Raw genomic sequence first — 24504 nt, forward strand, 5'->3', positions numbered from 1 at the left:
CATCGCGTCATGACGCTTACCATCACCCCCAGCGGTCAGGCGTGCGGCGCGCGCGTGACCGGCGTCGACCTGACGCATCCGCTCGACGCTGAGATCATTGCCGAGATTCGTTCGGCATGGCTCGACCATCATGTCCTGGCCTTTCCCGATCAGAAGATGAGCGAGGACGATCTTGAGCGTTTCACCAGCTATTTCGGCGGCTTCGGCGACGATCCGTTCATCCGCCCAATCCCGGGCCACGAGCATATCATCGCCGTCAAGCGAAAGGCCGACGAGACCGCGCCGCTCTTCGCCGAGAACTGGCATAGCGACTGGAGTTTTCAGGCCCGCCCGCCCGCGGGAACCTGCCTGTTCGGCATCACCATCCCGCCCGTCGGCGGCAACACCGAATTTTCGAACCAGCACGCCGCGCTCGACGCGATGCCCGCCGACCTCTGCGCGCGCATTGAGGGGCTGCAGGCGATCCACAGCGCCCGCGCCGGCTACGCCCCCTCGGGCATGTACGGTGCGAACGACAAGGATCGCAGCATGGACATCCGCTCGGGCGAAGAGGCGCTCGAGACGCAGCTCCATTCCTTCGTCCGCGCGCATCCCGAAACCGGACGTCTCGGTCTGTTCGGCTGCGCGGGCTATATCATCGGCTTCGACGGCCTCGACGATGCCGAGGGCCTGCCCTTGCTCTACGAAATGATCCAGTGGCAGGGGCGCGAGGAGTTTCGCTACAGCCACGTATGGGAACCCGACATGCTGATCATGTGGGACAATCGATCGGTCCTTCATCGCGCGACCGGCGGCTATGACGGCTACGACCGCCTGCTCCACCGTACGACGATTGCGGCGTGGGACGGATAGAGAAACTTCGGCGATAGCCCATGCGTTGCTTGCCGTAGAAGGAGCAACATCATGACTCTCGCCCCCAACACCCTCGTTCTTGTCGCCGATGGCCGAAAAGCCCTGTTTCTGCGCAATCAAGGCGACGCGCGGCAGATCGATCTGCGCACCACGTCACATCAGGAACGCGACGATCGCAAAGATAGCGACATCAAGACCGATGCCTCTGGCCAATCGCCCGCCCCCGCCGGAACCGGCCTTAGCGGCGGCACGATGGGCGAACCCGATTTCCACCAGCAGGAGGAAGACCGCTTCGCACGCGACCTCGCTGAAAAGATCAACGCGATGGCGCTCGCCGGGAAATTCGACGCGCTGGTCGTGATCGCGCCCGCGCGCACGATGGGTGAGTTGCGCCCGCTCTGGCACAAGGAAGTGACCGCCCGCCTCGTCGGCGAGCATGTCAAGGAGATGACCGATCGCCCGGTCGCGGACATCGAAGCGCTGCTCGTCGGCGAAGCGGCGCCTCCTTCCTGACTAGCCGCGCGCTTCCTTCGCGAGCGTGCCGACGACGCCCCATGCGATCAACGCCTGCCCTGCGAAATAGAACGGCCAGACGAGCCACATCGTGACGTCCTTGGACAGCACCCCGCCCTCGCCCGCAAAGATGAAAAGATCACTGGCCAGGAACATCATCGCGCCGATCCCGGTGCGATAACGCGGAAAGCGGCTGGTCCATGCGGCCCCTGCCATCGCTGCGACGAACAGCGAATAGACGGCGGCGTGCCACCAGCCCGCCGCGGGGCTCAGCATCGCCCAGACGATCACCAGCGTGGCGGGCATGGCCAGCCAGCCTAGAAGGCGCTGCGACGGTGTCACCTGTGCTCGCCGATTGGTCAGATACAGGGCGATGGCGATGACATGCCCTATCACGAACGCCACCGCGCCCGTCTCGAGCCCCTTCGCATCGAGCAAATAATCGCCAAGCGCGCCGAAACCGAGAACGGCTGCGATCAGCCAGCCATTTTTTTCGCGTGCATTCACCGCCGCCCAAACCGCCAGCAAGCCGACGCCGCTCGTCTTCCACGCCCAGATGGCGGGGCCATCGAGCCGCAGATAGACCGCGGCGAAAAAGCTGATCCCGCCGGCCAGCGCCAACAGCCACAACCAGCGCGCCCGATCCCAAGTCCGTTCCCCGCTCATCGTCATCCCTTTGCATCTTGTCTTCAACCGGCCTAGTGCGCGGCGCACGCAGGGCAAGTCAACGGATACGGTAAATGAGCTACGACATTCACATCATCGGCGGCGGCCTCGCCGGATCCGAGGCCGCATGGCAGCTTGCCGAGGCCGGTTTTCGGGTCCGCCTCTCCGAAATGCGCGGCGGGGGCGACATGACCCCGGCGCATCAGGGCGATGCGCTCGCCGAGATGGTCTGCTCGAACAGCTTTCGCAGCGACGATGGCGATAGCAATGCCGTCGGCCTTCTCCATCGCGAAATGCGCACCCTCGGTTCGATCATCATGCGTGAGGCCGATGTCCACAAGGTGCCCGCAGGATCGGCACTCGCGGTCGATCGCGACCTTTTCTCGGGCGGTGTCACGCATGCGCTCGAAAATCACCCGAACGTCACCATTGTGCGCGAACGCGTCGATACGCTGCCGTCGGAAGGCCTGACGATCGTCGCCACGGGCCCACTCACCGCAGCGGGTCTCGCCTCGAGCATCGGAACCGCGACGGGCAAGGACGCCCTCGCCTTCTTCGACGCCATTGCCCCCATCGTCTACCGCGACAGCATCGACATGGACGTCGCGTGGATGGCAAGCCGCTGGGACAAGGTCGGCCCGATCGGCGACGGCAAGGACTATATCAACTGCCCGATGGACAAGGACCAGTATCACGCCTTCGTCCAGGGTCTCGTCGACGGCGACAAGACCGAGTTCAAGGACTGGGAAAAGGACACGCCATATTTTGAAGGCTGCATGCCGATCGAGGTGATGGCTGAGCGCGGTCCCGAAACATTGCGCTTCGGCCCGATGAAGGGCGTCGGGCTCGACAATCCGCGCACCGGGCGCTGGCCTTACGCCGTCGTCCAACTGCGTCAGGACAATGCGCTCGGCACTCTCTGGAACATGGTCGGTTTCCAGACCAAGCTGAAGCACGCCGCGCAGGTCGAGCTGTTCCGTACCATTCCCGGGCTCGAAAAGGCCGAGTTCGCCCGCCTCGGCGGGCTCCACCGCAACAGTTTCATCCGCTCGCCCGAACTGCTCGACGCGCAGCTCCGCCTCAAGTCGGCGCCACACATCCGCTTCGCGGGGCAGATCACCGGCTGCGAAGGCTATGTCGAAAGCGCGGCCATCGGCCTGATCGCGGCGCGCTTTGCCGCCGCGGAACTCGCGGGACGCGACCTCGCGCCGCCGCCGCCCGAAACCGCGCTCGGCGCGCTACTCGGCCACATCACCGGCGGCGCCGATGCCGCGAGCTATCAGCCCATGAACGTCAATTTCGGCCTTTTCCCGCCGCTCGCCGAGGATGTGCGGAAAAAGGACCGCAAGCTCGGTTACACCGCACGCGCCGGCGTTTCACTCGCGGCGTGGATCAGGCAAGCAAACAGCGTCGTTGCCTAGCAGCTGCACTTCGGTTTCGCCGCCTGTTTCGGCGCGGTCGTCGAAAATTCCGCGCGGGTCAGATCGCCCGACTTGTCACCGTCGGCGCCCGCAAAGGGCTGCCCCGTCGCCGCCGCCCATTCCTCGAAGGTCAGCAGATTATTGCCGTCCTTGTCGAGCTTGCGGAAGGCCGCGGTGCGCGACGACATCAGCTCGACGCGGCTGATCCGGTCGTTGCGATCGCGGTCGAAGCGATTGAAACGCCGCTCTTCGCGCGAGGCTTCCTTGGCGGCGGGCAATGCCGGCGGCGCCGGTCCGCGCTTGGGTGCCCCCGCCGCCGCGACCGGAATCGCGGGCAAGGCGGGCGGCGGATCGGGCAACACCTCTTCCTCGGCGATCTGCGTATAGCCCTTCCACATGAAGAGCCCGCCGGTGAGCAACAGCGCACTCGCGACGCCGCCAATCAGAAAACGGGAAACTGCCATACGCCCCCTCCGCGCCGGTTGATGCAACTGGCTACCACGACACGCCGGATAGCGACAACAAACCGCGCCATATTGGCGGCGAATTTTTAATCGGCAAACTTGTTCAAAATCGCCTCAATAATTGCTATATCCGATCAATGCACAATTACCTCCCCTCGCTGAAGCAGATGCAATATCTCGTCGCGCTGCACGAGCACGGCCATTTCGGCCGCGCCGCCGACGGCTGCAACGTCACCCAGTCCACGCTGTCGGCAGGGATTCGCGAACTCGAAACGCTGCTCGGCCAGACGCTCGTCGAACGCACCCGCCGCGTCGTCCGCTTCACCGGGCTCGGCAACGCGATCGTCGAAAAGGCACACCGCGTACTGCGCGAGGCCGAGGAACTCGCCGACATGGCCGCCGCCGCAGCCGCGCCGCTGGTCGGCGAACTGCGCATGAGCGTCATTCCGACGATCGCCCCCTTCCTCCTCCCAGGGCTTTTGCCGCGGCTGCGCAAGGAACGCCCGTCGCTCAAACTTTTCCTGCGCGAGGAACCGAGCGCGCAGGCGTGCGAATCGCTGCACCACGGCACCGTCGATTGCGTGCTGCTCGCGCTCCCCTATGCCTGCGGCGACGTCGAAGCCGAAAATCTGTTCGACGATGCCTTGTTCGTCGCCTTTCCGGGCGACCAGTCGGAGGATCTGCCCGCGATGGTCAGCGCCGACCAGATCGATCCGTCACAGATGCTGATGCTCGAGGACGGGCACTGCCTGAAAGACCATGTCCTCGCGGCATGCAACCGGCCCGAACTGCGCGCCGGCGCGCGGATGATGGGGACCTCGTTGCACACGCTGGTGCAGATGGTCGATAACGGCCTCGGCATCACAATGCTGCCGCAGATGGCGATCGAGGCAGGTATTCTCGATCACACCGACATCGACACCCGCCCGCTCGATTCGGATCATGACTGGCGTACGATCGCGCTGGTATGGCGCAAGGGCAGCCCCCGCGCCGACGAGTTCCGGATGCTCGCAGACATCTTCCGAAAGCATCAGGCCGATTAGGCGTTCCAGCGATCCGCGCGCGTCCCATCGCCCTCGCGCGGTTCGACCCAGCGAACCCGCCCGTCGGCAAAGGTCTCGCGCTTCCACAGCATGACGTCGGTTTTCAGCCGGTCGATCAGGAACTCGCATGCCGCGAGCGCCTCGGCGCGGTGCGGGCTGCTGGTGAGGACAAACACGATCGTCTCGCCCGGCACCATCGCGCCGACGCGGTGGATCAGGGTCAGCGCCGAAAGCTGCCAGCGATCGGCCGCGGCATGCGCCAGATCGGCGAGCCCCGCCGCGGTCATCGCGGGATGATGATCGAGGAACAGCTCGGTCAGGTCGCCGTCACCGCGCACCCGCCCGATGAAGCTGGCGCTTGCGCCATGCCCGCCCGCATCGTGCAGGTCGAGTTCGGTGGCGATGTCGATCGCCGCGGGCTGGACCGCGACGCGAATCATCCGCCGGTCACCGGCGGAAACAGCGCGACCTCGCGTGCCCCGGTAAGTGGCGCGTCGAGGCCCATCATCACGCCGTCGATTGCGGCACGGATACGCTGCGGTTCGGCAAAAGCGACCTGTCCGCGCGCATCACGCGCCGCAAGCCACGCGATCAGCGCGCCCACATGCGTGACGTTCGCCGGGACATCGACCGTCTCGTCGGCGACTCCCATGCGTTCGCGCACCCAGGCGAAATAGGCGATCTCGAGTGTCACCCGACGTTCAATCCATATGCTTCAGGCCGACGCGCAGATAGTCCCAGCCGGTAATCAGCGTCAGCACCGCGGCGCCCCACAACGAGGCAAGCCCGACGGTCTTGATCCACGCCATTTCAGGCAACGCCCCCGCCAGGATCAGCGCGCCGAACGCGACGAGCTGAAACGTCGTCTTCCATTTGGCGAGCTGCGTCACCGGCATCGACACCTGCAGCGTCGCGAGGAATTCGCGGAGGCCCGATACGATGATTTCGCGCAGCAGGATCATCAGCGCGGCGATGACATGATAGCCGGCGATGTCGCGGGTGAAGACCAGCAGCAGGATAACGGCCGCGATCATGATCTTGTCGGCGATCGGGTCGAGAAATGCCCCCAGCCGCGACACGATTCCGCGCGAGCGTGCAACATAGCCGTCAAAATAATCGGTAATGCCCATCAGGCAGTACAGGCCAAAGGCGAGCGCATAGTCGATCGGCTTCGGCTGGTGCGACCCTTCGACCACTCCGGGCCACAGCAGGAACAGCAGGATCGGCACCGCCAGGATACGCGATAATGTCAGGATGTTAGGAAGGCTGAGCATGTTCGCTGTCGGCGTGTCCGTTCCAAAATGGGCTTTGACCCCGAATGCCCTAACCGATAAGCCCCCCCGGCGACAACCGAATTGCCTGAGGCGGCGGCCGGTGTTGACATGTCGGGCTGTAAAAATGGATATTCAATGACCGGTTCCTTTGCGCTGCTGAAACAACGCAGGTTCCTTCCGCTCTTTGTCACGCAGCTCCTCGGCGCCTTCAACGACAATCTGTTCAAGAACGCGATGGTGCTGTTCGTCGTTTATGGCGTGTTCAACGACGAAGCGTCCGAAACATTGTTCAGCGCGGTAGCGACCGGCCTGTTCATCCTGCCATTCTTCCTGCTCTCGGCGCTCGCCGGACAACTCGCAGACACGCGCGACAAGGCGCGGATCATCCGCATCGTCAAATTCTGCGAGATATTGATCATGCTCGTCGGCGGCACCGGGCTGGTGCTCGCCTGGCTGGGTTTCGCGGTCCACCTGATCGCGATCCCGCTGATGATGCTCGCGCTGTTCGCGATGGGCATCCATTCGACCTTCTTCGGCCCGATCAAATATGCGATCCTGCCGCAGCATCTGAAAAGCGACGAAGTTCTCGCGGGGACCGGGCTCGTCGAGGCGGGAACCTATATCGCGATTCTCGCCGGCACGATCCTCGCCGGGATCATCGACGTCGAATGGGCCGCGCTCGGCGTCGTCCTCGTCGCCGCGATCGGCTATTGGACCGGTCGAAAGGTGCCGCCCGCCCCGCCCGAACATGAAGAAACGGGCATCGACTGGCATATCGTCCGCTCGTCGATCACGCTCGTTCGCGGCACGATGCACATCCCGAGGCTCTATCTGGCGATCCTGTCGATCAGCTTTTTCTGGACGATCGGCGCCGTGCTGTTCATCCAGTTCCCGCCTCTGGTGAAGAATATCCTGCACGCCGACAAAAGCGTCGCCAGCCTTTTCCTCGCAATCTTCTCGATCGGTATCGCGATCGGCTCGGTCGCGGTGAACCGGTTGCTGAAGGGGAAGGTATCGGCGCGATACAGCCCCGCCAGCGTCATTGTCATGGGCCTGTTCGTCGTCGCCTTCTATTGGGTCTGCCGCAACTGGGAGCATGATCCGTCGGGCGTGATGTACGGCATATCGGGCTTCCTGGACCACGCCGACGTCATTCCGCTGCTGCTCAGCCTGCTCGGCATTGCGATCAGCGGGGGCATGTTCGTCGTGCCGCTCTATGCCTTCCTCACGACCACCGTACCCAAGGACCAGACCGCACGCACCGTCGCCGCGAACAATATCGTCAATTCGGGCGCGATGGTCGCGGGATCGCTGCTCGCGATGGGCTTGGGCTTCGCCGGCGTCGGCGTCGTCGACCAGTTGCTGATGAGCGCTGCGATGTGCCTGGTGTCGGCGTGGCTCGCGCAGAAGCTGCACCGCGCCTGCGATTGATCGAATTCAGAGCAGAAACATCATCGTCGCGGTAAAGAAGATCGCGAAGCTCTGAAGAAACAAGCGGAAATCATTGGCCGAAAAGATTGTGACGGGCTGGCGATGAGCCGCCAGCGCGGCTCGCAACTCGCCCTGCCAGTCGGCCGGCGCGCTGAGCCGCGCGATGACCAGCTGCCGCTTGCCATGATCGCGAACGCGGCTGCGAATGTCGATTTGATCGTCCGAGTCCATGCTGGCGAAGCTAGGACCATGTTAACGAGTCGATAAGGTTAAAAGAGAGTTAACGCGGCGCCGTCCCGCACTGGCACGCTTTCCCGGATTCGCCTTAACGCGCGGGCATCGGTCTAACCCGGATCTGGCGACCGTCTTTCGCCCCCGCCTGAAACGGCTTGCACCTTGTCGGCTTCATGCGCGGCCCCAGGCACAGTCGCACCTCGTCGAGCCATCCCTGCCGGTCGACCGACACGGCGATCATCGGCGCGGCCACCCCCGGATTGACCGCGGAAAAGGCGCGGCGAATGCTGGCTGCGGTTTGCGGCTTGGCGGCGAGCGCCTTCATGTCGGGAAAGCGGACGGCGCGGAAAAGGATTTCGGCCGAGCGAAAATAGGCCGCAGGGTTCGGGCTCATGCAGGTGCCGTGTTTCGCCCATTCGTGCTGGAGCAGCTGTGCCGACGGGGTCATGCACATATGCTTTTTCAGCACCGGCTGCGGTACGATCTTCGCCGGGCGGCACCATTGCGGATAACCCGGGTTATCCGTTTCGGGCCACAGTCCGTGCAGCACCCAGCCGAAACGGCCATTCTCGCCCGAACATTGAAAGCGGTCGCGCGCATCGCGCGGATTGCGTACATCGGCGCAATGCTGCGGCGACCAGCTCATGGCTAACAGATAACCGGTGATCGCTGGATTGCGGGCGGCTTCGCCGCGCTTGGGCTGTTCAAGGCGCGGCACCGGAATCCGGTCGGGCGGCGAGCAAGCTAGCGATTGCGTCTGCGCCTGCGCCGCGACCGGCATTAACGCCAGCGCAGCGGCGCTAAGCCAGCGCAAAATCGAGCCCGACGTCCGCTGCCGGCGCCGATTGGGTCAGCCGCCCGACCGACACATAGGTCACGCCGGTTTCGGCGATCGCCCGGATCGTATCGAGCCGTACCCCGCCCGACGCCTCGGTCGGCACCTTGCCGCCGACCAGCGCCACGCATTCGCGAAGCTCGTCGAGCGTCATATTGTCGAGCAACAGATGCGTCGCCCCGGCGCTCAGCGCGGGTCCGACCTGCGCGACGCGATCGACCTCGACGATGATGTCCGCGATTCCCGCTTTGACCGCGCGGTGCACGGCTTCCTCAACCGTTCCCGCAACCGCTACATGATTGTCCTTGATCATCGCGGCGTCCCACAAGCCCATGCGATGGTTGGTCGCCCCGCCCATGCGCGTCGCATATTTCTCCAGCACGCGCAGGCCCGGGATCGTCTTGCGCGTATCGAGCAAGGTCGCGCCGGTCCCGGCGAGCGCGTCGACATATTGCCGCGTCATCGTCGCGATGCCCGACAGATGCTGGACGGTGTTGAGCGCCGACCGTTCGGCTGTCAGCATCGCGCGCGCATTGCCCGACAGGCGCATCAGGTCGCTTCCCGATTCGACCTGCGCACCTTCCTTGGCCAATATCTCGATTTCCATGCCGGGTTCGAGCGCCCGAAAGAACCGCTCGGCGATCGGCAGTCCGGCGACGGTGATCGCATCGCGGCTGTCCATCACCCCGCCGAAACGCGCGTCGGCGGGTATGGTCGCCATCGAGGTAATATCGCCTCCCGCCCCCAGATCCTCGGCCAGCGTGGCGCGGACGAAGGCATCGAGGTCGAAATCGGGCAAGGAAAATTGGGTCATGGACCCTGCGATAATCAGCCCGCCCAGCAAATCAACTTGACGTTTACGTCAACTGGCGCTGACATGGGTGCAAATAGACAAATGGAGAGGTCCCCATGCAATCCCCGATCTGCGCGATGCTCGACATCGAATTTCCGCTGCTCGCCTTTTCGCATTGCCGCGACGTCGTCGTTGCCGTGTCAAAGGCCGGGGGCATGGGCGTATTTGGCGCCGCAGCGCTGCCCCCCGAGCGGCTTGAGGAAGAGCTCGCGTGGATCGACGAGCATATTGGCGGGCGCCCTTATGGCGTCGACCTTATCGTCCCCAACAGTTTCGTCGGAAAGGGTGAGGCGCGGTCCTCCGCCATCGCGAAAGTGCCCGAGACGCATCTGAACTTTGCCGTCGGCCTGCTTGAAAAACATGGTGTCGATCCAGCTGGCTTGTCCGAGGCGATGGGGGGTCGGCGGAGCTTCGGCGACAATATGCATGAGGACGGCGCCGCAAAATTGCTCGAGGTCGCGTTCCGCCACCCGATCGCGCTGATCGCCAACGCGCTCGGCGTGCCCCCGCCGTTGATGTTGGAACTCGGCAAGCGCCACGGCGTGCCCGTCGCGGCGCTCGTCGGGACGCGCGATCATGCGCTGACACAGGTCCGCGCCGGGGTCGATATCCTCGTCGTCGCGGGGGGCGAAGCCGGCGGACATTGCGGCGAAGTCGCAACGATGGTGCTCGTGCCCGAGGTCGCAGCTGCGGTCGAAGCCGTCGGCGCGAACACGCCGATCCTCGCCGCGGGCGGTATCGTCACCGGGCGCCAGATGGCGGCAGCGATGGCGATGGGCGCGCACGGCGCCTGGACGGGATCGGTGTGGCTCACCACCGCCGAGGCCGAAACCAATCCGGTCGTAAAAGAAAAGATGCTCGCGGCGTCGTCGCGCGACACCGTGCGCTCGAAGAGCCGTACCGGCAAACCGTCGCGCCAGCTCCGCTCGCCATGGACCGACGCATGGGAGGCCGAAGGCGCGCCGAAACCGCTGCCGATGCCGCTTCAGTCGCTGGTCAGCGAACCCGCACTGCGCAAGGTCGATAAATTGTCCGAGGGCGGCCATGAAGGCGCCAAGGCACTTGCGACCTATTGGGTCGGTCAGGGCGTCGGCCTGATGAACGAAGCGATGGGCGCCGGGCAGGTCGTGCAGGAGTTCAAGCGAGACTGGGTCGCCGCGTGTGAGCGGCTCAACGGTTTTATCGGTGACTAGGCAAAAAATCCCCGCCGAAGCGGGGATTTTCCTAAATCAGCTGACAGTAGCCTTGACAATCTTGCCGGGCTCGCGCGGCGGCTCGCCCTTCGGCAGAGCGTCGACATTTTCCATGCCTTCGATCACTTCGCCCCAGACGGTGTATTGCTTGTCGAGGAAGCGCGCGTCGTCGAAGCAGATGAAGAACTGGCTGTTCGCGCTGTTCGGGTTCTGCGCGCGTGCCATCGAGCACACGCCGCGGACATGCGGTTCGCTGCTGAATTCCTGCGGCAGGTCGGGAAGCTCGCTGCCGCCCATGCCGGTGCCCGTCGGGTCGCCGCCCTGCGCCATGAAGCCGGGGATCACGCGGTGGAACACGACATCGTCGTAGAAACCTTCGCTCGCGAGGCCGGTAATGCGCTCGACATGCTGCGGAGCAAGGTCGGGGCGAAGGCGGATGACAACATCGCCGGTCGACAGCGAAAGGGTGAGAGTGTCGGACATGGTAGAGCTCCTGTGGTCTATGTTGGCGGTCCCATAGCCGGGGCGGTGGCCAAAGCCACGCATTAAATCGCGAAAGGGCGTTCGCGGCGTTGCTATCCGCGGGCCGCAGCACTAGGGGAAAGCTCGAACGCCGCAACTGTCAGGGAGGACCGCGCGATGGACAAACGCGAAGAATCCCTGCCGCCGGAAGATGTTGTCATCACCGACGACCGCGACCGCGAACAGCTGGCACGCGAAACCGACACCGAACTCGACGAAGACGACCGGCTGAAGCCCGAATTCGTGCGCGACGTCATCGAGCTGGCCGAAGCCGGCGAAGGCGAAGCGGCGCGCGAACGCATCGGCCGCCTGCACCCCGCCGATATCGCCGACCTGTTCGAACTCGCGCGCGCCGACGAGCGGCCGATGCTCGCCGCCGTCCTCGGCGACATGCTGTCCGCCGATGTGCTGGCGGAAATGAACGATTATGTTCGCGAGGAACTGATCGATCTCCTCGCTCCCGAGCAAGTGGCCGAACTCGCCGCCGAACTCGATACCGACGACGCCGTCGCGATCATCGAGGATATGGAGGAGGACGAGCAGCAGGCCGTTCTCCAGGCGATGGAACCCGAAGATCGCGCCGCGATCGAGGACGCCCTCTCCTTCCCCGAGGAATCCGCCGGGCGCCTGATGCAGCGCGATCTGGTCGCGGTGCCCGAGCATGTGACCGTCGGTGACGTCATCGATCGGCTGCGCGAAGATACCGACCTCACCAGCGATTTCTGGGAAATTTACGTCGTCGACCCGCGACACCGCCCGGTCGGTACGTGCCAGCTTAGCTGGATTCTCCGCACGCCGCGCGATATCGCGATCAGCGACGTGATGAAACGCGAGCAGACGCTAATCCCGGTCGACATGGACCAGGAAGAGGTCGCGCTGCGCTTTCAGAAATATGCGCTGATCTCTGCCGCAGTGGTCGACAAGGGCGGACGGCTCGTCGGCATGATCACGGTCGATGACGTCGTCCACATCATCCAGGAAGAGGCCGGCGAAGACATATTGCGCCTGTCGGGTGCCGGCGACGGCGACATCAACGAACCGATCCGTGAGACATACAGCGCGCGAGTGCGCTGGCTGATCGCCAATCTCGGCACCGCGCTCGTCGCCTCGTCAATCGTCGCAATGTTCGGCGGCGCGATCGAGCATATGGTCGCGCTCGCGGCGCTGATGCCGATCGTGGCGGGTGTCGGCGGCAACGCGGGAACGCAGACGCTGGCGGTAACCGTGCGCGCGCTCGCGATGAACCAGCTCACCGATTCCAACAGCTGGCGCGCGATCTGGCGCGAAATGAAGATCGCCCTGCTCAACGGCGGCACGATAGCGCTGATCGCGGGAACGGCGACCGCGCTATGGTTCGGCAATCCTCAGCTTGGCGCTGTTATCGCGGCGGCCATGGTAGTGAACATATTTGTGGCAGGCGTGGCCGGGGTGGCGATCCCGCTGCTACTCGATCGGCTCGACCAGGACCCCGCCGTCGCGAGTTCGATTTTCGTCACGATGACGACCGATTCCATGGGATTTTTGGCCTTCCTGGGCCTCGCGGTGCTCAGCGGATTGACCACACTCTGAGGGCAAGTTACTGAAATTCAAGCGATTCAAAAAGCTCCGAAAAAAAATTAATTGTCGCAATTTTTTTTCGGAACTTATCCGCCACTTTGGTCGTTTCCCATTCGAGCAGCGGTCATCGCCCCCCCGCAGCGCTGCTCAGCAACATTGGCCCGGCCCGCATTCCCTCCCCCCCCTCGAAGCGTGCCGGGCCATTTTGCAACAAATCCTGAGAGGTAGAAATATGACGAGTTACCGCGCAATCCTTCTCGCCCTGATGGCAAGCTTTCTTGTCGCTGGCTGCAACACGGTAAAGGGTGCCGGTCGCGACATCGAATCTGTCGGTCAAGCTGGCAGCGATGCCATCGACTAATCAGGACTGAGACTAACTTACCCTAAGCCTCTTCGAGAGGCTCGACAGGCGCCTCTTCGGCGCCTGTTTTGCGTCGGCGCTGGGTGAACCAGATCGCGAGCAAAGACATTTCGTACAGGAACACAAGCGGCACCGCGAGCAACAGCTGGCTCAGGATATCGGGCGGCGTGAACACCGCGGCGATCGCAAAGGCGGCGACGATCATATAGCGCCGCGCCGAAACCAGTTGCTCGCGCGTCACCAGCCCCGACCGCTCGATCAGCATGAGCAGGATCGGCAGCAGGAAGGCGATGCCGAACGCCATGATGAACTGCATCGTGAAGCTAAGATAATTGCCGACCGAGGGAAGCGCTTCTTGCGTGATACCGCCGACATTGCCTTGGTATCCGAGCAGGAATTTGAGTGCGATCGGGATGGTGATGAAATAGGCGAAGCTGGCGCCGATCGCGAAAAGAATCGGGGTGGCGAGCAGGAAAGGCAGCAGAGCGCGCTTCTCCTGCTTGAACAGGCCCGGCGCGACGAACTTCCACAGTTGGTTCGCGATCACCGGAAAGGCGATCATCATCGCCGCGAACAGCGCGACCTTGATCTCGACGAAAAACGCCTCGAACAGCTGGGTATAGATCAGCTTCCCCTGCCCCGCACGGACGAGCGGCTGGACGAGAATGCCGAAAATCGGCTTGGCATAATAAAGGCATATGCCAAAGGCGAGGCCGATCGCCAGCAGGGATTTCAGCAAGCGCGAACGCAGTTCGATCAGATGATCGAGCAGCGGCATCTTGCCGCCGGCACCATCCTCATCTGTGGCTATCTCTTCGGTCACGGCAGCGGGCCGTCCTTTGGCGGGATCGCGTGCGTTTCGGGCGGGTTGGCCGCCGCGGCCTCGTCAATCCCTGCTTCTGTCACGGGTTCGGTCGTCGCCGGTTCTGTCGATGCTGCATTCGAAGGTGTTGCCGGCGATGCGTTCACATCGTCGATGCGCGGGAATTCGCGCATGATCGCGTCATTCTGTTCGCGCCACTGCTTTTCGAGTTCTTCTAGTTCGGCTTCGCGCATCATCGTGTCGAGCCCGGAGCGGAAATGGCGCGCCATGCCGCGCGCTTTCGCCATCCATTTGCCGACAAAGCGCATCGCCTTGGGCAGATCCTTGGGGCCGATAACCACCAAGGCCACCAACACGACGAGCAGCAACTCGGTCGGCGCGACGTCAAACATGACCTAAAACTTTCCCCGCAGGCAGACGGCGATCAGAGCTTGTCGTGCTCGGCAGTCGGGGTCGAAACCGGGGTGACATCGGGCGCGCGCTGGCCCTCGATATGCTTGGGTGCGGGCGTCGTCGGCGCGTCGTCTTCCGACATGCCCTTCTTGAAGCTTTTGATACCCTTGGCGACGTCGCCCATCATGTCCGAAAAACGGCCCTTGCCGAACAGCAGCAGGACGAGAATCCCGACCACGAGCCAGTGCCAGATGCTGAAGCTACCCATCTCAAATTCTCCTTGAGGCCGCTATCTAGGCTTCCTCGCCGTCTTTTACTAGGTCCAGATCGCCCATCGCTTCCTCGAAAGCGAGATCGACCGGGTCGAGCAGACCCGCCGCACGCAAATCCTCGATTCCCGGCAGGTCCTTGCGGCTCGTGAGGCCGAAATGTTGCAGGAACGCGTCGGTCGTCTTGTAAATCAGCGGCCGCCCAGGCACCTCGCGCCGTCCAGCGGGCGCGACCCATTCGGCCTCCATCAGCACGTCGAGCGTGCCCTTCGATGTCTGAACGCCGCGGATAGCCTCGATTTCCGCGCGGCTGACGGGCTCATGATAGGCGACGATAGCGAGCACTTCAGCCGCCGCGCGCGACAGCTTGCGCGGATCGTCGCGTTCGCGGCGAAGCAGGTGCGCCAGATCGGCGGGCGTCTGGAAATGCCAGTGCCCGCCGCGTTCGACGAGTTCGATCCCGCTTCCCGCATGGCGAGCGGCGATCGTCTGGATGATCGTGCGAACCTCGCCCGGCGTCATCTCGTCGCCCAGCCGCCCCGCAACCTGACGCGCGTCCAGCGGCGCGTCGCTGGCGAACAGCATGGCTTCTATCGCGCGTTCGAGATCGTCGATCATGCCCCGGATGCCTTCAGATAAAGAGGTTCGAACGCGCCATCCTGTTTCAGGTCAACGCGGCCCTGCCGCGCCAACTCGAGCGCGGCAACAAAACTCGACGCGATCGCCGAGCGGCGCAGCGGGCCGTCATAATCGGGCGGCAGGAAATCGGCCAACTCGGCCCAGTCGAGCTTTACGCCGAGCATTCGCTGGAGATGATGCAGCGCGGCGTCGAGCGTGATCACCGGGCGCCGCGACACCATATGGACGACAGGCTCGGAGCGCAGCTTGACCTGGCCATATGCCGAAAGAAGATCGTAAAGGCTGGCGTCCCAGCGCCGCACCTTGATGTCGCGCAGTCCCTCGGGCTTCGCACGCAGGAAGACGTCGCGGCCGACGCGGTCGCGCGCGAGCAGCCGCGCCGCGACCTCGCGCATCGCCGCGAGCCGTTGCAGACGCAATTGCAGGCGCAGCGCCAGTTCGTCGGGCGACGGATCCTCGAGCGGGTCCTTGGGCAGCAGCAGCGCCGATTTAAGATAGGCGAGCCATGCCGCCATCACGAGATAATCGGCCGCGACCTCCAGCTTCAGTTCGCGCGCCTCGGCGATAAAGGTCAGATATTGCTCGACCAGCCCAAGGATCGAAATCTGCTTGAGATCGACCTTCTGGCTGCGCGCGAGCGTAAGCAAAAGATCGAGCGGGCCTTCCCAGCTTTCGAACGAAAGCTGCAAGGCATCGTCGCGCTCGGGCGCTGCCGGTACGATTTCAAAATCGAGCGGCAGTTCTTCCATCGACGATCAGGCCGTTGCCAGCAGCGCGTCGCGCTGGTCGACGAGCGTCGCGAACGCGCGCGCGTCGCTGTCACCCGAAATCCGGTCCATCGCGCCTTCGAGGCGCGCGCGCGACACAGTGCTGATCGGGTCGAGCGCGTTGGCGATGCCAACCATGTCGTCCATCTTCGCCCAGCAATTGAGCGCGATGTCGCACCCGGCGGCAATGGCGTCGGCGGCGCGCGACGGCACGTCGCCCGACAGGGCCTTCATGTCGAGATCGTCGGTCATCAGCAGGCCGTGAAAGCCGATCCGCTGGCGGATGACGCTGTCGATGACGATCGGCGACAGCGTTGCGGGCCGGTCGGGATCCCACGCTTCGAAGATGACGTGGCAGGTCATCGCCATCGCCGCATCGCGGAGCGCCGCAAAGGGCGCGAGATCGGTCTGAAGATCGCGGTCGGGGGCGGCGACGGTCGGCAAGGCTTCATGCGTATCTAGCAGCGCGCGGCCATGGCCCGGGATATGTTTGACGATGCCAACGACGCCGCCGGCCTGCAGGCCGCCCAGGATCGCGCGGCCGAGCGCGGCAACGCGCATCGGCTCGCTGCCGAGCGCGCGGTCGCCGATGACGTCGCTCGCGCCCGGCTGACGCACATCGAGCAGCGGCAGACAGTCGACGGTGATGCCGACCTCGGACAGCATGGCGGCTAGCGCCATCGCGTTCAGCCGCGCGGCCTCGATCGCGCTCGCGGGCGCACGGTCGTACAGCGCATCGAACGCCGCACCGCTCGGAAAAAGTGGCCATTCGGGCGACCGCATGCGCGCAACGCGCCCGCCTTCCTGATCGATCAGGATCGGCAAATTGGTACGCCCGTCGAGATCGCGCAGCTCATCGGTCAGCCTCCGCAGCTGTTCGCGGTTTTCGATGTTGCGGCCGAACAGGATATAGCCCGCGGGATCGCTGTCGCGAAAGAAGGCGCGCTCGTCGTCGGTGAGGGTCAGGCCCGACAGGCCAAAAATTGCCGGTATCATCGTCCATCAAACTCCATCGATCGCCGCCCCCTCAAGCGATGACCAAGCTGTAACCATGCCATAGCGGCACGATTGCACCAACGGAGTCTGCGGCCAAGCGGGCCGAATCAGCGAACGACGACGCAATTTTCACCGGCAACGCGCAATTTTTCGCACAAATTCTTGGCATTGGCGGCTGTTCCTGCCGACACGCGCAGCCGGTAAACGGTGCCGTCGCCGACTTTTGCGGGAGAAACCGATTTGTTGAGTTCCGCGAGATAGGCGAAGCGCTTCGACAGGTTCGTCCATGCCTTCGCCGCCGCGGCGTCGCTGCTGAACGCGCCGAGCTGGATCATCGGAGAACCCGGCGCAGGCGCGGCTTTGGCTGGAGCGTCAGCGGTCTTCACCGGCGCGGCAGCTTGCTTGGCCTTGTCCGCCGGCACCGTCTTGGTGGCAGCGGCTTTCGTTGCGGCCGCCTTGTCCGCTGCGACTTTCTTTACCGCCGCTTCGCGTTCCTGGGGCGTTACCGCGGGTTCTTCGGGCATGCGCGTCGGATCGACACGACCCGCGGGTTCGGCGCCTTCGCTGGCGGAGAAGCTGGCATCGCCTTCCCCCTCGAATGCCTTGGCACCGTCATTCTTGGGCACGACCTTATAGTCGCCCTCCTGCGCCGCGATCAGTTCGCCGTCGCTGCGCGTGCCGCCGTTCTGAACCCACCACAGACCGCCGAGGACGACGCCGATCAGCAAGAGCCCGCCAAGAACCATCACGAGCAGGCGCGCGGGCGAAACCTCTCCATCTTCCTCGAACCCGTCGGCGGCTTCGAGCCAGGGCAGCCGATCCTCGTCTTCGAGACCGAGGCCTGCATCCCCCTGCTCTGCATTCTTGTCGCCCGCCATCAGTTCATCTCCTCGAGCGCCTCTACCCCCATCAGGGACAGCCCGTTACGGATGACTTGCCCGATTCCGTCGGCCAAATAAAGGCGCGTCGCGGTCAATTCGGGGTCATTGTCGAGAACGATGCGCAAACCCGGGTCGTCGTTGCCGAGATTGTACCAGGCGTGGAACGCCGCGGCGACGTCGGCGAGGTAAAAGGCAATCCGGTGCGGTTCACGCGCCGAGGCGGCGGCTTCGACGATCCGCGGGAATTGCGCGAGCAGTTTTACCAGCCCCAATTCATGCGCATTGAGGCGCCCGGGCGCGGGTGAAGGCAACACGATCCCCGCATCCGCGGCCTTTTTGCGCAGCCGCGAAATTCGGGCATTGGCATATTGCAGATACCAGACGGGGTTGTCGCGCGACGCCTCGACGACCTTGGCGAAGTCGAAATCCATCTGCGCGTCGGCCTTGCGCGTCAGCATCGTGAAGCGCACCGCATCCTTGCCAACCTCGTCGACAACATCGGCGAGCGTGACAAAGTTGCCCGCACGCTTCGACATTTTGAACGGCTCGCCATTTTTGAGCAGCCGCACCATCTGCACCAGTTTGACGTCGAAACGCGTCTTGCCGCCGGTAAGCGCCGCAACCGCGGCCTTGATCCGCTTGACCGTCCCGGCGTGATCGGCACCCCAGATGTCGATCAGTTCGTCGGCATTCTGGCTCTTCTGGAAATGATAAGCGAGGTCGGCGCCGAAATAGGTCCAGCTGCCGTCCGACTTCTTGATCGGACGATCCTGGTCGTCGCCGAACTGCGTCGAGCGGAACAGCGGCAGTTCGACCGGCTCCCAATCCTCGGGCGTCTCGCCCTTCGGCGCCTCGAGCTGGCCGTCATAGACCAGATCATGCTCGCGCAGCCATTTTTCGGCGGCGGCGGGTTTACCCTCGGCCTGCAATTCGGCTTCCGACGAGAAAAGATCGTGATGGATGCCGAGCTTGGCGAGGTCGGCGCGGATCATGTCCATCATCGCGCTGACCGCCTCGGCACGGAACAGGCCGAGCCACGCGCTTTCGGGGGCGCCGACGAAGCGGTCGCCATATTCGACGGCGAGCTTGCCCGCGATCGGCATCAGATAGTCGCCCGGATACAGCCCCTCGGGGATCGCGCCGACGTCCTCGCCGAGCGCTTCGCGATAACGCATATGCACCGAGCGCGCGAGCACATCGACCTGCGCGCCGGCGTCGTTGACATAATATTCGCGGATCACCTTGTGCCCCGCATATTCGAGCAGCGCCGCGAGCGCATCGCCGACGACCGCGCCGCGGCAATGGCCGACGTGCATCGGGCCGGTCGGGTTCGCCGAGACATATTCGACATTGACGCGCCGTCCCTGCCCCATCGTCGAACGCCCATAGTCGCCGCCCTCGCCGAAGATCAGCGCGAGTTCGTCGCGCCAGCTGTCACCGACGAGGCGCAAGTTGATGAAGCCGGGGCCGGCGACGCTCGCCTCGGTCACTTCATCGAGCGCTCCGAGTTCGGCGACGAGCAGGTCGGCGAGCGCGCGCGGGTTCATCCCCGCGGGCTTGGCGAGCACCATCGCGGCGTTGGTCGCAACGTCGCCATGCGCGGGATCGCGCGGCGGCTCGACGCTGATCGCGCCGCGGTCGAGGCCGCCCGGCAGGGCACCGCGGGCGGCAAGCGCATCGAGCGCGGCGCCGATATGGTCGGAAAAGCGGCTGAACAGGGTCACGGGGCTGGCCTATCTTCGATCAGGAAAGTCTTGCGCGCGCCCTATAACAGCTGGGCGGGCGCGAAAAGCCCCGCGTCGCCAATCGGCGCGCGGGGCGAAACTAAGCGAACGGCACCGTAGCGCCGCCGCGGTCCTATCGTCGAACGTTATATTCGAGCTGTTCCTGCGTCAGCTGGAAGCCAACGAGCAGCTCAAAGCTCGCGCGCTGGACCGCGGCACGCACTTCGGGCTGGCTCAGCGGATCGATCGCGGCGTCCTGGTCGCCCGCCTTGCGTTTGCGGGTGATGCGTTCCTGGATATCGGCGGGCAGCGTCGCCGCGGCGCGATCGACATAGGCCGACGCCTGCGCACGGCCGGTGCCGCGCACCTGCCCCTCGGCAAATGTCACCGCGACATTGCCCAGCCGCTTGGCGACGACCGCGGTCCCGCCCTGCAGCACGGTGGCATAATAGGGCAAGGTCACGGTGCGAGCGGGTCCAGCGTCGCGGCGCGTCGCGACCACGTCGAAGCTCGCGAGCTGGTAAACCTTTTCCGCAGCGTCGTTGCAAACCGGCACCACATTGGTGATCGCGGCGACGACATCGACAGCACGCGCATCGCGGCTCGTCGCGGGGTCGAACAGCGTGATGTCGCCGGTGTGCAGCGGAACGGCCACTGCCGGGCAGGCGCTGCGCGTCGAGGTGATGCCAACGCCGCCGGCGAGGTCGATTTCATTGTCCTTCGCGCAGCCCGCCACCGTCACCATGGCTGCCGTGCCGCACAGCACGGTCAGAAACTTACGGGACGGAAACGAAATGGACATCATGATAAACGGGCTTTCCAAACAGGCGCTTTGACAGGCATCGGGACAGTTGATCCCGCTTCATGCGCGCCGCTTCTTATCGGTGCGATGAACGCGGCGCAACAAAGAGAAGAACAATGCGTAAGGGGGGACGAAGCGGCTTTACCCCGGATGGCTTGCTGCGCTAGAGCGCGCGCATCATGAACGCTCCCCATCCGATGACGCAAGCTGAAGGCAGCGAAGCGGCAGAACTCAAGGTTTTGATCGCGGCACCGCGTGGTTTCTGCGCCGGGGTCGATCGCGCGATCCGCATCGTCGAACTGGCGCTGCAGAAATATGGCGCGCCGGTCTATGTGCGGCATGAAATCGTCCACAACCGCTATGTCGTCGACTCGCTGAAGGCGCAGGGCGCGATTTTCGTCGAATCGCTCGACCAGGTTCCCGATGGCGTGCCCGTGGTGTTCAGCGCGCACGGGGTGCCCAAGGCGGTGCCGGCGAAAGCCGAAATGCGCGGGCTCGACTATATCGACGCCACCTGCCCGCTGGTATCGAAAGTGCATCGCCAGGCCGAGCGCGCGCACGAAACGGGGCGCCATATTGTCTTTGTGGGCCACGCCGGCCACCCCGAGGTCATCGGGACGCTGGGTCAATTGCCCGAGGGCGCGATGACGCTGGTCGAATCGGTCGACGACGTCGCAGCGCTGTCGCCGCCCGATCCCGAAATGCTGTCGTTCCTGACACAGACGACATTGTCGGTCGACGATACGCGCGACATTATCACGGCGCTCCAGCATCGTTTTCCGGCGATTACCGGACCGCGCGGCGAAGATATTTGTTACGCGACGTCGAACCGGCAGGATGCTGTGAAGGCGATCGCGGGGCAGTGCGATCGCATGATCGTGATCGGCGCGCCCAACAGTTCGAACAGCCTGCGTCTTGTCGAAGTGGCCGAACGGCTCGGAACGCCCGCGCATCTCGTCCAGCGCGGAACCGACGTCGATCCGGCATGGCTGGAGAATATCGCCACGCTCGGCATCACCGCTGGCGCGAGCGCTCCGGAAACATTGGTTCGTGAAGTGATCGACGCCGTGGCTTCGATCCGTCCGGTCGTCGAAGAGGTGGTGGTCACCGCCGAAGAGAATATGGTGTTCAAGCTGCCGCGCGGGCTCGAAGCAGCCTGATGGCGGTCTATACGCACGTCGAGCCCGACGATCTTGCCACCCTCGTCGCCCGATACGACATCGGCACCGTCGTGTCGTGCAAGGGCATTGCCGAGGGCGTCGAGAACAGCAACTTCCTGCTCGAAACGACGGGCGGCCGCTTCATCCTGACGCTGTATGAAAAGCGGGTCAGCGAAGGCGACCTGCCCTTCTTTGTCGATCTGCTGGGCCATCTCGCCAGCCAGAACTGTCCGGTCCCGGCGATGATCCGCGACCGGAACGGCGTCGCGATCCAGCAGATCTCGGGCCGCGCGGCGTGCGTCATCCAGTTCCTGGCCGGCATTTCGCTGACCCAGCCCACCCCGGCCCAGTGCGAAGCGACGGGCGCCGCGCTCGGCGCGATGCACCGCGCGCTCGAAGGCTATACGGGTGCGCGCGCGAACAGCATGGGTCACGCGCATTGGCGCGCCGTTGCCGAAGCGACCGGCGACCTTGACGCGGTGTTGCCGGGACTTCAGTCGACCGTCGACCAGGAACTGGCTTACCTCGATGCCCATTGGCCCAGTGACCTGCCCGCGCATGTCATCCACGCCGACCTGTTTCCCGACAATGTGCTGATGCTCGGCGACCGGGTCACCGGCCTCATCGACTTCTATTTCGCCGCGAGCGACTTCCGCGCCTATGATTTGGTCATCACACACGCGTCCTGGGCCTTTTCCGCCGACGGAAAGCATTGCGACCCTGCGCGGGCGGAAGCGCTGATGCGCGGCTATGCACGCGAAATCGCGCTGTCGGACGCCGAAGTCGCCGCGCTGCCCCTGCTGGCGCGCGGGGCGTCGCTGCGCTTTCTTCTCACGCGCGCGCACGACTGGGTGCACACGCCCGCCGACGCGCTCGTCACGCGCAAGGATCCGTCGCCGTTCCTTGCCCGCTTGCAGCGCTATAGCGCCTCCGATGCCGCCAGCCTGTTCGCTGTCGGATGAGCGAAACCACCGGCAAGACCGTGATCGTCGCGACCGACGGCGCGTGCAAGGGCAATCCCGGCCCCGGTGGCTGGGGCGCCGTGCTGCGCTGGGGCGACGTGGTGAAAAAGCTGTCGGGCGGCGAGCCCGATACGACGAACAACCGCATGGAGCTGATGGCCGCGATCGAAGCGCTCGCGGCGCTCAAGCGCAGTTGCAACGTCGAATTGTCGACCGACAGCGTCTATGTCCGCGACGGCATCACCAAATGGATTTTCGGCTGGCAAAAGAACGGCTGGAAAACCGCGGCGAAGAAGCCGGTGGCCAATGCTGACCTGTGGCAGCGCCTCGTCAAGGAAAACGCGCGGCACAAGGTCGAGTGGATATGGGTCAAGGGCCATGCGGGCCACGGTGACAATGAGCTGGCCGACCAGCTGGCGAGCGACGCGGCCCTCGAAGTCGCGCGGGCGCGCAGGGCACCCGCGCGCTAAGACTATTCCGTTTCGCGCACTTCTGCGGTGGGTCCGTTCTTCAGGATCGACTCGATCGCATTTTTTGCGGCGGCCTTGCTGCTATAGCCTTCGGTCCAGAAGATGGGTTCGCTATTATATTTGAAATAGGCGACAAATTCGCCGGCCTTGTTATTCTTGATCTCGAAATAATGGGCCATGCCATCCTCCACAGGTCGCGCCATGCCGGGGGTGGCACAGCCAAGCCCATGTTAATCCAGTCGTTTCGCTGTGCAAGCAGCCAGATGGTTCACGCGAAGCGCGATGGCGCGAAGGGCCCCGGATCGACGCGACCGATGGCGCCGCCGGGCGGCGGGGCGCCCAGCTCGGCCGCAAGCAAGGCGGCGATCGCCGGCGCGGTCTGGATGCCGAAGCCGCCCTGCCCTGCGCACCAGATGAAGGCGCTATCATGTCGATCGGCGCCGAAAACCGGGATGCGATCGGGCGCGAAGCTGCGCAGCCCCGCCCATTTGCGTTCGACCGCAACGACCGGCCAGTCGACGACCGACTGCATTCGGTCGATCGCGAGCGCGACGTCCAGTTCCTCCGGTGCCGCGTCGTGGGGTGCGGTCGGCGTCTCGTCGTGGGGTGTCAGCCAGACACGTCCCTCGCTCTGACCCTTGAAATAGAATTCGCCGCCGACGTGGATGACGAGCGGGAGGTCGGCGGGAACCGGAACGCCCAGCCGGACCTGCATCACCGTGCGGCGATAGGGCTGGATGCCGACCGGCGCGATGCCGCACGCCGCCGCAACCTCGTCCGCCCATGCCCCCGCCGCGTTGACGATCAGCGCCGCGCGAACCCGGCCGCTGCCCAGTTCGACGTCCCAGCCGTCGCCGACACGGCGCGCCCGCCGCAACGGCGCGCGCGTCACCAGTTTCGCGCCGGCGCGCTTGGCCGCGCGAAGATAGGCCGCATGAAGGCCGCCGACATCAATGTCGCGGCACGCCGCCTCATAGGCGGCTTCGCTCCATTCGGGGCGAAGGCCCGGAACCATACGGGCAATCGCCTCGCCCGACATTCTTGTGACATCGACACCCTGCGCCGCGAACTCGGCGGCGAAGGCGTCGACCGCCGCGCTCTCGGACCGCTGGCCCAGCGTCAATGCGCCGCGCGGCGACAGGAAGCCATGATCCGAGAATTCGGGGGGCGGGCTGTTCAATATCTCCAGCGACGCCTGGGTCAGGGGCTGCACCCTCACCCCGCCATAGCTTTCGTGCCAGAAGGCGGCTGACCGTCCCGTCGCGTGATAGCCGGGAGCATCCTCGGCCTCGGCCAGCAGGACGCGGCGCCAGGGGGCCAGCGCCGCCGCCAGGCTTGCACCGGCGATCCCGGCGCCGACAATCAGCACATCGGTGGCGGAAGGCGGCGCGTCGGTCAT

The 24504-nt window shown here is 64.5% G+C and carries 31 protein-coding genes; 11 read left to right on the forward strand and 20 right to left on the reverse strand.

Going from position 1 to position 24504, the window contains the following annotated elements; all coding sequences use genetic code 11:
- The first annotated feature begins 9 nt into the window (after positions 1–9).
- On the forward strand, positions 10–852 hold the full coding sequence (locus tag ASD73_RS18645) for a TauD/TfdA dioxygenase family protein (protein WP_056374786.1): 843 nt from the start codon (positions 10–12) through the stop codon (positions 850–852).
- A gap of 51 nt (positions 853–903) precedes the next feature.
- The gene (locus ASD73_RS18650; protein ID WP_056374787.1) at positions 904–1365 is read left to right on the forward strand and encodes a host attachment family protein; all 462 of its coding nucleotides are present in this window, start codon (positions 904–906) and stop codon (positions 1363–1365) included.
- On the opposite strand, the gene ASD73_RS18655 is transcribed toward ASD73_RS18650, so the two are convergent.
- Positions 1366–2031 carry a lysoplasmalogenase gene (locus ASD73_RS18655; protein ID WP_056375274.1) on the reverse strand — a complete coding sequence of 222 codons (666 nt, stop codon included), beginning with the start codon at positions 2029–2031 and terminating at the stop codon, positions 1366–1368.
- A 74-nt stretch (positions 2032–2105) separates the two neighbouring features.
- Here ASD73_RS18655 and trmFO point away from each other — a divergent pair, with 74 nt between their 5' ends.
- A complete protein-coding gene (gene trmFO, locus ASD73_RS18660) occupies positions 2106–3452 on the forward strand; it encodes a methylenetetrahydrofolate--tRNA-(uracil(54)-C(5))-methyltransferase (FADH(2)-oxidizing) TrmFO (protein ID WP_056374789.1) in 1347 nt (448 codons plus the stop codon).
- Here trmFO and ASD73_RS18665 read toward each other — a convergent pair.
- Positions 3449–3916 (reverse strand): hypothetical protein, encoded by a 468-nt coding sequence (locus tag ASD73_RS18665; protein ID WP_056374791.1) that lies wholly within the window; start codon positions 3914–3916, stop codon positions 3449–3451. The genes trmFO and ASD73_RS18665 overlap by 4 nt on opposite strands.
- A gap of 137 nt (positions 3917–4053) precedes the next feature.
- On the opposite strand from ASD73_RS18665, the gene ASD73_RS18670 reads away from it, so the two are divergent.
- Positions 4054–4959 (forward strand): hydrogen peroxide-inducible genes activator, encoded by a 906-nt coding sequence (locus tag ASD73_RS18670; RefSeq protein ID WP_056374792.1) that lies wholly within the window; start codon positions 4054–4056, stop codon positions 4957–4959.
- On the opposite strand, the gene ASD73_RS18675 is transcribed toward ASD73_RS18670, so the two are convergent.
- The 3 genes from ASD73_RS18675 to pgsA are packed head-to-tail and all read right to left on the reverse strand — an operon-like array spanning position 4956 to position 6233.
- Positions 4956–5399 carry a molybdenum cofactor biosynthesis protein MoaE gene (locus tag ASD73_RS18675; RefSeq protein WP_056374794.1) on the reverse strand — a complete coding sequence of 148 codons (444 nt, stop codon included), beginning with the start codon at positions 5397–5399 and terminating at the stop codon, positions 4956–4958. The genes ASD73_RS18670 and ASD73_RS18675 overlap by 4 nt on opposite strands.
- Positions 5396–5653 carry a molybdopterin converting factor subunit 1 gene (gene moaD, locus ASD73_RS18680; RefSeq protein WP_056374795.1) on the reverse strand — a complete coding sequence of 86 codons (258 nt, stop codon included), beginning with the start codon at positions 5651–5653 and terminating at the stop codon, positions 5396–5398. Before moaD ends, ASD73_RS18675 begins: the two co-directional genes overlap by 4 nt.
- Before the next feature lie 7 nt (positions 5654–5660).
- The gene (gene pgsA, locus ASD73_RS18685; RefSeq protein WP_056374797.1) at positions 5661–6233 is read right to left on the reverse strand and encodes a CDP-diacylglycerol--glycerol-3-phosphate 3-phosphatidyltransferase; all 573 of its coding nucleotides are present in this window, start codon (positions 6231–6233) and stop codon (positions 5661–5663) included.
- A 135-nt stretch (positions 6234–6368) separates the two neighbouring features.
- On the opposite strand from pgsA, the gene ASD73_RS18690 reads away from it, so the two are divergent.
- A complete protein-coding gene (locus ASD73_RS18690) occupies positions 6369–7664 on the forward strand; it encodes an MFS transporter (protein WP_056374799.1) in 1296 nt (431 codons plus the stop codon).
- A 6-nt stretch (positions 7665–7670) separates the two neighbouring features.
- On the opposite strand, the gene ASD73_RS18695 is transcribed toward ASD73_RS18690, so the two are convergent.
- The 3 genes from ASD73_RS18695 to nadC form a co-directional block, all read right to left on the reverse strand.
- A complete protein-coding gene (locus ASD73_RS18695; protein ID WP_056374801.1) occupies positions 7671–7895 on the reverse strand; it encodes a hypothetical protein in 225 nt (74 codons plus the stop codon).
- 94 nt (positions 7896–7989) lie between these two features.
- Positions 7990–8712, reverse strand: a complete 723-nt coding sequence (locus tag ASD73_RS18700) for a ribonuclease T2 family protein (RefSeq protein ID WP_056374803.1) — start codon at positions 8710–8712, stop codon at positions 7990–7992.
- A complete protein-coding gene (nadC, locus tag ASD73_RS18705) occupies positions 8699–9547 on the reverse strand; it encodes a carboxylating nicotinate-nucleotide diphosphorylase (protein WP_056374806.1) in 849 nt (282 codons plus the stop codon). The genes ASD73_RS18700 and nadC overlap by 14 nt, the downstream gene beginning before the upstream one ends.
- A 95-nt stretch (positions 9548–9642) precedes the next feature.
- Between nadC and ASD73_RS18710 the strand changes: the two genes are divergently transcribed.
- Positions 9643–10779: an NAD(P)H-dependent flavin oxidoreductase gene (locus ASD73_RS18710; RefSeq protein WP_056374808.1), complete on the forward strand. Its 1137-nt coding sequence runs from the start codon at positions 9643–9645 to the stop codon at positions 10777–10779.
- Between the two features lie 36 nt (positions 10780–10815).
- On the opposite strand, the gene ASD73_RS18715 is transcribed toward ASD73_RS18710, so the two are convergent.
- Positions 10816–11262, reverse strand: coding sequence for a peptidylprolyl isomerase (locus ASD73_RS18715; protein WP_056374810.1), 447 nt, complete (start codon positions 11260–11262; stop codon positions 10816–10818).
- A 156-nt stretch (positions 11263–11418) separates the two neighbouring features.
- On the opposite strand from ASD73_RS18715, the gene mgtE reads away from it, so the two are divergent.
- Together mgtE and ASD73_RS18725 are read left to right on the forward strand one after the other, a co-directional pair.
- The gene (gene mgtE, locus ASD73_RS18720) at positions 11419–12870 is read left to right on the forward strand and encodes a magnesium transporter (protein WP_200934979.1); all 1452 of its coding nucleotides are present in this window, start codon (positions 11419–11421) and stop codon (positions 12868–12870) included.
- Positions 12871–13090: 220 nt separating this feature from the next.
- Positions 13091–13219: an entericidin A/B family lipoprotein gene (locus ASD73_RS18725; protein ID WP_037515306.1), complete on the forward strand. Its 129-nt coding sequence runs from the start codon at positions 13091–13093 to the stop codon at positions 13217–13219.
- A gap of 22 nt (positions 13220–13241) precedes the next feature.
- On the opposite strand, the gene tatC is transcribed toward ASD73_RS18725, so the two are convergent.
- The 9 genes from tatC to ASD73_RS18770 all read right to left on the reverse strand — a co-directional run bounded on the left by tatC (position 13242) and on the right by ASD73_RS18770 (position 20516).
- Complete coding sequence (gene tatC / locus ASD73_RS18730; protein WP_056375276.1) at positions 13242–13997, reverse strand: twin-arginine translocase subunit TatC; 756 nt, start codon at positions 13995–13997, stop codon at positions 13242–13244.
- A gap of 41 nt (positions 13998–14038) precedes the next feature.
- Positions 14039–14434 (reverse strand): Sec-independent protein translocase protein TatB, encoded by a 396-nt coding sequence (tatB, locus tag ASD73_RS23470; protein WP_056374811.1) that lies wholly within the window; start codon positions 14432–14434, stop codon positions 14039–14041.
- Between the two features lie 32 nt (positions 14435–14466).
- Positions 14467–14703 (reverse strand): twin-arginine translocase TatA/TatE family subunit, encoded by a 237-nt coding sequence (locus tag ASD73_RS18740; protein ID WP_056374813.1) that lies wholly within the window; start codon positions 14701–14703, stop codon positions 14467–14469.
- 25 nt (positions 14704–14728) lie between these two features.
- Complete coding sequence (gene scpB, locus ASD73_RS18745) at positions 14729–15322, reverse strand: SMC-Scp complex subunit ScpB (RefSeq protein WP_056374815.1); 594 nt, start codon at positions 15320–15322, stop codon at positions 14729–14731.
- Entirely contained in the window at positions 15319–16092 is a 774-nt protein-coding gene (locus ASD73_RS18750) for a segregation and condensation protein A (protein ID WP_056374816.1), read from the reverse strand. The genes scpB and ASD73_RS18750 overlap by 4 nt, the downstream gene beginning before the upstream one ends.
- A gap of 6 nt (positions 16093–16098) precedes the next feature.
- Complete coding sequence (gene nagZ, locus ASD73_RS18755) at positions 16099–17106, reverse strand: beta-N-acetylhexosaminidase (RefSeq protein ID WP_056374817.1); 1008 nt, start codon at positions 17104–17106, stop codon at positions 16099–16101.
- A gap of 107 nt (positions 17107–17213) precedes the next feature.
- Entirely contained in the window at positions 17214–17984 is a 771-nt protein-coding gene (locus tag ASD73_RS18760; protein WP_056374818.1) for an SPOR domain-containing protein, read from the reverse strand.
- A complete protein-coding gene (gene argS, locus ASD73_RS18765) occupies positions 17984–19711 on the reverse strand; it encodes an arginine--tRNA ligase (protein WP_056374820.1) in 1728 nt (575 codons plus the stop codon). The genes ASD73_RS18760 and argS overlap by 1 nt, the downstream gene beginning before the upstream one ends.
- A 133-nt stretch (positions 19712–19844) precedes the next feature.
- Positions 19845–20516: a hypothetical protein gene (locus tag ASD73_RS18770; RefSeq protein ID WP_082521681.1), complete on the reverse strand. Its 672-nt coding sequence runs from the start codon at positions 20514–20516 to the stop codon at positions 19845–19847.
- Between the two features lie 194 nt (positions 20517–20710).
- Between ASD73_RS18770 and ispH the strand changes: the two genes are divergently transcribed.
- Genes ispH through rnhA form a run of 3 tightly spaced genes read left to right on the forward strand, consistent with a single transcriptional unit; the run spans position 20711 to position 23105 of the window.
- Complete coding sequence (gene ispH, locus ASD73_RS18775; protein ID WP_056374823.1) at positions 20711–21673, forward strand: 4-hydroxy-3-methylbut-2-enyl diphosphate reductase; 963 nt, start codon at positions 20711–20713, stop codon at positions 21671–21673.
- The gene (gene thrB, locus ASD73_RS18780) at positions 21673–22635 is read left to right on the forward strand and encodes a homoserine kinase (RefSeq protein ID WP_056374825.1); all 963 of its coding nucleotides are present in this window, start codon (positions 21673–21675) and stop codon (positions 22633–22635) included. Before ispH ends, thrB begins: the two co-directional genes overlap by 1 nt.
- Complete coding sequence (rnhA, locus tag ASD73_RS18785) at positions 22632–23105, forward strand: ribonuclease HI (RefSeq protein WP_056374827.1); 474 nt, start codon at positions 22632–22634, stop codon at positions 23103–23105. Before thrB ends, rnhA begins: the two co-directional genes overlap by 4 nt.
- 2 nt (positions 23106–23107) lie before the next feature.
- On the opposite strand, the gene ASD73_RS22460 is transcribed toward rnhA, so the two are convergent.
- Complete coding sequence (locus ASD73_RS22460; RefSeq protein WP_082521682.1) at positions 23108–23284, reverse strand: YegP family protein; 177 nt, start codon at positions 23282–23284, stop codon at positions 23108–23110.
- Between the two features lie 89 nt (positions 23285–23373).
- Positions 23374–24504 carry an NAD(P)/FAD-dependent oxidoreductase gene (locus tag ASD73_RS18790; protein WP_056374829.1) on the reverse strand — a complete coding sequence of 377 codons (1131 nt, stop codon included), beginning with the start codon at positions 24502–24504 and terminating at the stop codon, positions 23374–23376.

Origin of the sequence: Sphingopyxis sp. Root154 (genome assembly GCF_001427105.1) — a bacterium.
Taxonomy (GTDB): domain Bacteria; phylum Pseudomonadota; class Alphaproteobacteria; order Sphingomonadales; family Sphingomonadaceae; genus Sphingopyxis.

Coding starts and splice junctions, on each gene's coding strand:
- ASD73_RS18645 (WP_056374786.1), top strand. CDS start 10: ATGACGCTTACCATCACCCCCAGCGGTCAGGCGTGCGGCGCGCGCGTG.
- ASD73_RS18650 (WP_056374787.1), top strand. CDS start 904: ATGACTCTCGCCCCCAACACCCTCGTTCTTGTCGCCGATGGCCGAAAA.
- ASD73_RS18655 (WP_056375274.1), bottom strand. CDS start 2,031: ATGAGCGGGGAACGGACTTGGGATCGGGCGCGCTGGTTGTGGCTGTTG.
- trmFO (WP_056374789.1), top strand. CDS start 2,106: ATGAGCTACGACATTCACATCATCGGCGGCGGCCTCGCCGGATCCGAG.
- ASD73_RS18665 (WP_056374791.1), bottom strand. CDS start 3,916: ATGGCAGTTTCCCGTTTTCTGATTGGCGGCGTCGCGAGTGCGCTGTTG.
- ASD73_RS18670 (WP_056374792.1), top strand. CDS start 4,054: ATGCACAATTACCTCCCCTCGCTGAAGCAGATGCAATATCTCGTCGCG.
- ASD73_RS18675 (WP_056374794.1), bottom strand. CDS start 5,399: ATGATTCGCGTCGCGGTCCAGCCCGCGGCGATCGACATCGCCACCGAA.
- pgsA (WP_056374797.1), bottom strand. CDS start 6,233: ATGCTCAGCCTTCCTAACATCCTGACATTATCGCGTATCCTGGCGGTG.
- ASD73_RS18690 (WP_056374799.1), top strand. CDS start 6,369: ATGACCGGTTCCTTTGCGCTGCTGAAACAACGCAGGTTCCTTCCGCTC.
- ASD73_RS18695 (WP_056374801.1), bottom strand. CDS start 7,895: ATGGACTCGGACGATCAAATCGACATTCGCAGCCGCGTTCGCGATCAT.
- nadC (WP_056374806.1), bottom strand. CDS start 9,547: ATGACCCAATTTTCCTTGCCCGATTTCGACCTCGATGCCTTCGTCCGC.
- ASD73_RS18710 (WP_056374808.1), top strand. CDS start 9,643: ATGCAATCCCCGATCTGCGCGATGCTCGACATCGAATTTCCGCTGCTC.
- ASD73_RS18715 (WP_056374810.1), bottom strand. CDS start 11,262: ATGTCCGACACTCTCACCCTTTCGCTGTCGACCGGCGATGTTGTCATC.
- mgtE (WP_200934979.1), top strand. CDS start 11,419: ATGGACAAACGCGAAGAATCCCTGCCGCCGGAAGATGTTGTCATCACC.
- ASD73_RS18725 (WP_037515306.1), top strand. CDS start 13,091: ATGACGAGTTACCGCGCAATCCTTCTCGCCCTGATGGCAAGCTTTCTT.
- tatC (WP_056375276.1), bottom strand. CDS start 13,997: ATGCCGCTGCTCGATCATCTGATCGAACTGCGTTCGCGCTTGCTGAAA.
- tatB (WP_056374811.1), bottom strand. CDS start 14,434: ATGTTTGACGTCGCGCCGACCGAGTTGCTGCTCGTCGTGTTGGTGGCC.
- ASD73_RS18740 (WP_056374813.1), bottom strand. CDS start 14,703: ATGGGTAGCTTCAGCATCTGGCACTGGCTCGTGGTCGGGATTCTCGTC.
- scpB (WP_056374815.1), bottom strand. CDS start 15,322: ATGATCGACGATCTCGAACGCGCGATAGAAGCCATGCTGTTCGCCAGC.
- ASD73_RS18750 (WP_056374816.1), bottom strand. CDS start 16,092: ATGGAAGAACTGCCGCTCGATTTTGAAATCGTACCGGCAGCGCCCGAG.
- nagZ (WP_056374817.1), bottom strand. CDS start 17,106: ATGATACCGGCAATTTTTGGCCTGTCGGGCCTGACCCTCACCGACGAC.
- ASD73_RS18760 (WP_056374818.1), bottom strand. CDS start 17,984: ATGGCGGGCGACAAGAATGCAGAGCAGGGGGATGCAGGCCTCGGTCTC.
- ASD73_RS18770 (WP_082521681.1), bottom strand. CDS start 20,516: ATGATGTCCATTTCGTTTCCGTCCCGTAAGTTTCTGACCGTGCTGTGC.
- ispH (WP_056374823.1), top strand. CDS start 20,711: ATGACGCAAGCTGAAGGCAGCGAAGCGGCAGAACTCAAGGTTTTGATC.
- thrB (WP_056374825.1), top strand. CDS start 21,673: ATGGCGGTCTATACGCACGTCGAGCCCGACGATCTTGCCACCCTCGTC.
- rnhA (WP_056374827.1), top strand. CDS start 22,632: ATGAGCGAAACCACCGGCAAGACCGTGATCGTCGCGACCGACGGCGCG.
- ASD73_RS22460 (WP_082521682.1), bottom strand. CDS start 23,284: ATGGCCCATTATTTCGAGATCAAGAATAACAAGGCCGGCGAATTTGTC.
- ASD73_RS18790 (WP_056374829.1), bottom strand. CDS start 24,504: ATGACCGACGCGCCGCCTTCCGCCACCGATGTGCTGATTGTCGGCGCC.